Annotated in this window: 4 protein-coding genes and 1 pseudogene; 1 reads left to right on the forward strand and 4 read right to left on the reverse strand. The window is 58.4% G+C overall.

The window, feature by feature from the left end; all coding sequences use genetic code 11:
* Both cyoB and cyoA read right to left on the reverse strand, forming a co-directional pair.
* Positions 1-2,001: a cytochrome o ubiquinol oxidase subunit I gene (gene cyoB / locus ASD36_RS17660; RefSeq protein WP_060511554.1), complete on the reverse strand. Its 2,001-nt coding sequence runs from the start codon at positions 1,999-2,001 to the stop codon at positions 1-3.
* Between the two features lie 30 nt (positions 2,002-2,031).
* Entirely contained in the window at positions 2,032-3,186 is a 1,155-nt protein-coding gene (cyoA, locus tag ASD36_RS17665) for a ubiquinol oxidase subunit II (protein WP_060511556.1), read from the reverse strand.
* 306 nt (positions 3,187-3,492) lie between these two features.
* On the opposite strand from cyoA, the pseudogene ASD36_RS17670 reads away from it, so the two are divergent.
* Positions 3,493-4,806 (forward strand): annotated as a pseudogene (locus ASD36_RS17670) (MFS transporter); the annotation flags it as partial.
* A gap of 58 nt (positions 4,807-4,864) precedes the next feature.
* On the opposite strand, the gene ASD36_RS30230 reads toward ASD36_RS17670, so the two are convergent.
* Positions 4,865-5,811 (reverse strand): IS630 family transposase gene (locus ASD36_RS30230; protein WP_112834759.1). Its coding sequence is split into 2 segments (ribosomal slippage): positions 4,865-5,466 and positions 5,466-5,811, totalling 948 coding nucleotides; the frame shifts between segments, so codons are not numbered across the junction.
* A 235-nt stretch (positions 5,812-6,046) separates the two neighbouring features.
* Positions 6,047-7,234: an IS701 family transposase gene (locus tag ASD36_RS17685; RefSeq protein ID WP_060511561.1), complete on the reverse strand. Its 1,188-nt coding sequence runs from the start codon at positions 7,232-7,234 to the stop codon at positions 6,047-6,049.
* Positions 7,235-7,297 lie beyond the last annotated feature (63 nt).

The following is a 7,297-nucleotide window of genomic DNA, read 5'->3' on the forward strand; positions in this document are numbered from 1 at the left end:
TCAGGTCCGCTCCGCGAGCAGTTTCGTGCGCGAATCTTCCGTCGACGTAACGGTTTCCGCAGGGATGTAGAAGTCGCGGTTGTAGTTGAACGTATGTCCGATCGCCACGGTGACGAGAGCGATGAAGGAGGCAATCGCCAGCCACCACATGTACCAGATCATCGCAAAGGCAAACGCAATGCTGATGGCGGACAGAATGACGCCGGTGCCTGTGCTCTTCGGCATGTGGATCCGCTTGAAGCCGGTGAGCGGACGCTCATAGCCGCGGTTCTTCATGTCGTACCAGCTGTCATGGTCGTGAACGACCGGGGTGAAGGCGAAATTGTATTCCGGCGGCGGCGACGACGTCGACCATTCGAGCGTGCGGCCATCCCAGGGATCGCTGCCGCAGGCCAGCTGGTCACGGCGCAGGAAGCTGACGACAAGCTGGATGACGAAGGATGCAATGCCGAGCGCGATGAGGACAGCACCGAAGGCCGCGATGATGAACCAGATCTGCAACGAAGGATCTTCGAACTGCGAGACGCGGCGCGTCACGCCCATCAAGCCGAGCACGTAGAGCGGCATGAAGGCGAAGAAGAAGCCGATCTGCCAAAACCAGAAGCTCATCAGGCCCCAGAACCGGTCAAGCTTGTAACCGAAGGCTTTTGGCCACCAGTAGACGATGCCCGCCATCAAGCCGAACAGCACGCCGCCGATGATGACGTTGTGGAAATGGGCGATGAGGAACAGCGAATTGTGCAGAACGAAGTCCGCTGGCGGAACCGCGAGGAGGACACCGGTCATGCCGCCGATGACGAAGGTGATCATGAAGCCGATCGTCCAGTACATCGGCAATTCGTAGCGAATACGGCCGCGATACATGGTGAAAAGCCAGTTGAATATTTTGGCCCCAGTCGGGATCGAAATGATCATCGTGGTGATACCGAAGAAGGCATTCACCGAAGCGCCCGAACCCATCGTGAAGAAGTGGTGCAGCCACACGAGGTAGGAGAGGATCATGATCACGCAGGTCGCGTAGACCATCGAGGCGTAGCCGAACAGACGCTTGCCACTAAAGGTCGCAACCACTTCGGAAAAGATACCGAAGGCCGGCAGCACGAGGATGTAGACTTCCGGGTGACCCCAGATCCAGATGAGGTTGATATACATCATCGGATTGCCGCCGAGGTCATTTGTGAAGAAGTTCGTGCCGGCGTAACGGTCAAGGGTCAGAAGTGCGAGCGTTGCGGTCAGGACCGGGAAGGTGGCAACAATCAGGATGTTGGTGCAAAGCGCAGTCCAGGTGAAGACCGGCATCTTCATGAAGGTCATGCCTGGCGCGCGCATCTTGACGATGGTGGCGATCAGATTGATGCCCGACAGGGTCGTGCCCACCCCGGCGACCTGAAGGCCCCAGATGTAATAGTCGACCCCGACGCCCGGACTGTAATCCGAGCCGGACAGCGGCGGATAGGCAAGCCAGCCCGTGCGGGCGAACTCGCCGACGAACAGCGACATCATGATGATGATCGCACCGGCCGTGGTCATCCAGAACGAGAAATTGTTGAGAAACGGGAAGGAGACGTCGCGCGCGCCGATCTGTAGCGGCACGACATAGTTCATGAAACCCGTGACAAACGGCATCGCCACGAAGAAGATCATGATCACGCCGTGGGCAGTGAAAATCTGGTCATAGTGGTGCGGATTGAGGTAGCCTTCATTGCCGTTGAAGGCGATCGCCTGCTGCACACGCATCATGATCGCATCGGCAAAACCACGCAGCAGCATGATGATCGCCAGGATGATATACATGATGCCGATCTTCTTGTGATCGACGCTGGTGAACCATTCCGTCCAGAGATAGCCCCAGAGCTTGAACTTCGTGATGAGGGCGAGAACCGCGATACCGCCAAGTGCCACGCCAAGAAACGTCACGACGAGGATAGGCTCGTGATAGGGGATGGCCTCCAAGGTCAGCCGCCCGAAGATGAATTCCGTCAAAGTATTATAGCCGAACATTGTTCTGTCCAAAATGTCGCGTGCGCGGCCTTACGGCTGCGTCGTGCTGTTGGTGTTCAGTTGCGCCGGAGCGGGGCTGTTCTGATCGTTTTCGGGCATGGAATGGCCCTGATGCATATCGTGGTTCATCGGCTGCTCATCCACACCCTCGGCCGGCTGCTCGCTGCGTGCCGGGTTGCCGGTTGCGGGGAACGTGGCAGCCGGTGCCTGTTCGGTGCTGTGGCGGGTATCGTATTCGAGGCGAGCCCGGTTTTCATGGCTCTCGACACCGGCGCCCCCCATCATGTCGATATGCATCATCTCGCTCATGCACATCTTGCCGGGATGTGTGCACATGTTGAGGACCGCGTCGTAGAGCCCGTCAGCAACGGTGGCGTAGTAACGCACTGGTTCCTTGGCGCTCGGCTTTTCGAGCTTCAGATAGGTGTCGCGGTTCAGCGCCGTGCCCTGCGCCTTGACCCGTGCAACCCACTGGTCGAAGCCTTCCTGTTGCAGGCCATGGAACTTGAAGCGCATATGAGAGAAGCCGTCGCCGGAATAGTTGGCGGAGAGGCCTTCATATTCGCCTTCCTTGTTGATGACGGCATGAAGGCGCGTCTGCATGCCCGGCATGGCGTAGATCATGCCGGCAAGAGCAGGCACGTAGAACGAGTTCATCACCGAGGATGCCGTGATCTTGAAATTGATCGGCACATCAACGGGCGCAGCCATCTCGTTGACGGTGGCTATGCCGTACTCCGGATAGAAGAACAGCCATTTCCAGTCCAGTGCGACCACTTCGACGGTGATCGGCTTCACATCGGCAGGAAGCGCGCGTTCAGCGTCGATCCGGTCCAGCGGGCGATAGGGGTCAAGCTTGTGGGTGCTGATCCAGGTGATCGCGCCGAGCGCGACGATGATGGCAAGAGGCGCAGACCAGATAACGACTTCCAGCGCCGTCGAATGATGCCATTCGGGGGCGTAGGTGGCGCTGGTGTTGGAACCGCGGTACCTCCAGGCGAAAAACACGATCAGGAACAGCACGGGCACAATGATCAAAAGCATCAGCACCGTCGAGATGATGATAAGGTCCCGCTGCTGCATGGCGATATCGCCGGACGGGGCCATGACAACCATGTTGCACCCGGCCAAAGCCAGGAGTGGCAACAGGGCGAGAAAGCGGCTGGCGGATTTCCATTTTGACATAGCGGGCTCGAGTTTTTGCGTTCGTCTGGTCCGCACTAACGAAGCACCTCGGATGACGGAATGAGGTGGTTCGTCGCAGTGCAGCAATTTGTCGCGTTGCAAAAAGTGTGGCTGCGATCGAAGTCGAATGTCTAGCTGGGCTAAGGTATAAACGGTCTTTGGTTGAGGTCAAAGCGTCTGTTGCATTTCCTGAATGGTACAATCGTTTATAGGATGGACCACAACGGTTTTGCACCATATTCTTGATCAAAGCCCGGCCTGGGTTCACATTGTGATGAAATCGGAATCCTGCGAGGAGAAAAGATTATGGGCGTGGCTGGAAATCCATCGTCATCAGGGCTCGAACAGGACGCCCGGCGGATGCACGGCGACAAGCCGCTTTCTGCCGGCAGTATTGCCCTGGGTGTAATCATCGGCCGCATGTCGGAATTTTTCGACTTCTTCGTCTACGGCCTTGCCTCCGTCCTTGTCTTTCCGCGGCTGGTTTTTTCGTTTGCGCCCAACCCGGTTGCGGCAACGATGATGTCCTTTGCAGTCTTCTCGCTGGCATTCCTGGCGCGTCCGGTCGGTTCCTTCGTCTTCATGTGGATCGATCGCAATTACGGACGTGGCACCAAGCTCACCATTGCCCTTTTCATTCTCGGCGGCTCCACGGCCTCCATCGCGTTCCTGCCGGGCTATGAAACCGTCGGATACTGGTCGGTCGCACTTCTGGCGCTGTTCCGGCTGGGCCAGGGGTTCGCGCTCGGCGGCGCCTGGGATGGTCTCGCGTCGCTGCTCAACCTCAACGCGCCGTCGCATCGCCGCGGTTGGTTCGCGATGATCCCGCAGCTCGGCGCACCTATCGGATTTGCGCTGGCAAGCACGCTCTTCGGTTATTTTGTGGCCAATCTGCCCGACGCGGACTTCCTGTCCTGGGGATGGCGCTATCCGTTCTTCGTCGCCTTCGCAATCAACGTGGTGGCTCTATTTGCCCGCCTTCGTATCGTCGCCAGCCAGGAATTCGGCTCCGCACTGGAAAACAACGAACTGCAAGCGCGGCCGGTTTTCGAAATGCTCAGCAAACATTCCTCCGACGTTCTATTGGGTGCCTTCGCACCGCTGGCGAGCTTTGCGATGTTCCACCTCGTCACAATCTTTCCGTTGAGCTGGGTCACGCTGTTCGGCGGCCAGTCGGCGGCGCAGTTCCTCTGGGTACAAGTAGCGGGTGCGGCCGTCGGCCTTATCGGCATTGTCCTGTCCGGCGTCATTGCCGACCGTATCGGACGCCGCAACCAGTTGATGATCGGCGCGATCATCATCGCCATTTTCTCGTTCTCGGCACCGTTCCTGCTGGATGCAGGCCGCACGGGGCAAGATGCCTTTATCATCATCGGCTTTGGCATTCTGGGCCTGTCCTTCGGCCAGGCCTCCGGCGCCGTCTCGTCGCGCTTTGGCCAATATTACCGGTATACAGGTGCGGCGCTGACCTCCGATCTCGCATGGCTGATCGGCGCCGGCTTTGCGCCGCTCGTCGCGCTTGGCCTCGCCAGCAATTTCGGCATCATCTTCATTGGCGGTTACCTGATCTCCGGCGCGATCTGCACGATCGTAGCGCTGAGCGTGACCCGGGCGCTGGATTTGAGCGGCGAACCGGACGCAAAATCAGACGCACAGGTCTCACTAGAGCAATTTCCCATTAGAAAGCATCATACCCGGCAGCCTTGAAGTAATTCCGGCATTCGTCAGGTTTGAACTGTTTGCTGGCGTCGGCGATGGCCTGCCACAAGTCAGGGACGGTTCTGGCGGCTACGGCGCGAAGCAAGGCCTTCAGTTTGGAGAATGCCATTTCAATCGGGTTGAAGTCGGGTGAATACGGCGGCAGGTAGATCAGGCCTGCCCCTGCCGCTTCGATGGCGTCGCGAACGCCTGCAACCTTGTGGGCGGGAAGATTGTCCATGATGACGATATCGCCAGGCGTCAGTTCGGGAACGAGAACCTGGCTGACATAGGCAAGGAACGCGTCGCCGTTCATCGGGCCGTCCAGCACCATGGGAGCTGCCATGCCGCCCAGTCGAAGGCCGGCGGTGAACGTCGTGGTCTTCCAATGACCATGCGGGACGGATGCCCGGCACCGCTGACCTTTCGGTGCTCGACCATACAGGCGCGCCATCTTCGTTGAAGCAGAGGTTTCGTCGATGAACACCAGGCGCTCGGGATCGAGGTCTGGTTGGCTTTCGAACCACTCCTGGCGCTTTTGCATCAAAGCTGGTCGCTCCTGTTCGGCCGCGTGCGCCGTCTTTTTTTACGCGTGATCCCGTGCCGGTCGAAGAACCGCCAGAGCGTGCCGATCCCGGCCCTTATGCCACTCTCAGCCAACCGCACTTTGATTTCGGCAAGGGTGATATCCGGCGTCGTCTCGTAAAGCGCAAGGATCGTGGCGGCATGGGCGTCGATGTGTTTCGAACGACGGTCGCCGCCCTGCTTGTCGGATTGAATGGTTCCGGTGTCGCTGAACTGCTTCTGCCAGCGAATAGCACTGGCGGCGCTCACACCAAACCGCTCAGCCGCTTGTCTGCGGGACATACCGGTGGCAATCGCATTCACAACGCGCTGGCGAAGATCGAGTGAAAGAGCTTTAGCCATCCATGCTGGCCTCCTTCACCAGCATGGAGGTTGAATCAGTTCGACACTGATTTGAAAACCCTGATCGATTCAATCAGACGGGAAATTGCTCTAGTACTACAGTTGCGTTTGATGGCGTGTTTTATAGTGAGAGATCATTGCGGAAGCCTGGTGGGTCCGTCGCCATAGTGACCATGCGAGAATATATCGAGATATCGGATCTCTGCGACGGTCGGCAATAAAGCGAGCGTCCGGGTCAGGCGGCGATTGGAGGATTTGGACTCCTTTCGTTCGGTTTGCCATTAGCCGCGCGGCGTAGATCAGCGCCGAGCTTGGCGAGGAAAGCCGCGCCAGCCATGACGAGCGTCATGTGCCGGTTCCAGGCATGCCAGGAGCGTGCTTCGCAATGATCCAGGCCGAGATCGTCTTTAGCGCGCTGAAAGCATTCCTCCACTGTCCACCGTAGCCCGGCAGCACCAGCCAACTCGCTAAGTTCTGTACCGACAGGCGCAAAGACAAAATAATAGGCGCGTGCATCGGGTTCGCGACGGCTGCGACGGATGAGAAGCCAGCGTTCCCATTGTCCACCAGGACGAGAGCTCAGAGGAATACGGGCCCAATCGTATAGCCGAAGACCCTTGGCGCCTTCTCCGGCTGCATGACTTGACCAGGCCGCCGCGTCCAGTTCCGCAGCCATTGTTTCCGGATCAGTTTGCTCGAGGTGTTTCTCGCGGACAAAGCGTAGGCAATGATTGGAACGAACCGCCAGACAATATGGCTGGCCGCGACCTTCCAGCATACGGCGTAGCTTGGAATCCGATCCATAGAGTGCATCGGCCAAGACCCATGCGCAGGGCACGCCAGCATCGAGCGCATCGGCAATGAGCTTGGCTGCAATGGTCGGCTTGGTTGCGAAGGCCTGCTGCTGTGGGACGTGAGCCGCAGCTCGACGCGCTTCGTTTTCGCTCCAATCTTTGGGCAGATAAAGCTGCCGATCGATCAGGGTCTGGCCGTAGCGGCTTGCATAGGCAAGAAAGACGCCGATCTGGCAGTTCTCAATACGTCCGGCCGTGCCCGAATATTGTCGTGCGACACCGACCGAGTGAGTGCCTTTTTTCAGGAACCCGGTTTCATCGACCACAAGGACGCTGTCTGCATCGCCAATTGCCTCTACCGCATAAGCGCGAACCACGTCGCGCAGCTTGTCGGCATCCCACTGGCTGCGCCCTAACAGCGATTGCATGCGATAGGGGCCTTCCAGTCCGGCCTGTTCAGCCATCAACCAGCCGGTCTTCCGCTCAACACCAGACAACAAACCATCCAGGAAGGCACTGGCCGATGCCCGGAGTTCACGCCGAGCAAAGACCGGACCTAGTCGCTGTTTCAGTGAATCAAGCTCCTGCTGCCAGGCCACAACTGATCCAGACCAACCCGCAACCGACATCGAAGCCCCTCCCATCAAACACCGGAAGTGAATCACGATTTCAATGTAAACGCAACTGTAGTA

The organism is Rhizobium sp. Root1334, assembly GCF_001426665.1.
Taxonomy (GTDB): Bacteria; Pseudomonadota; Alphaproteobacteria; order Rhizobiales; family Rhizobiaceae; genus Pararhizobium.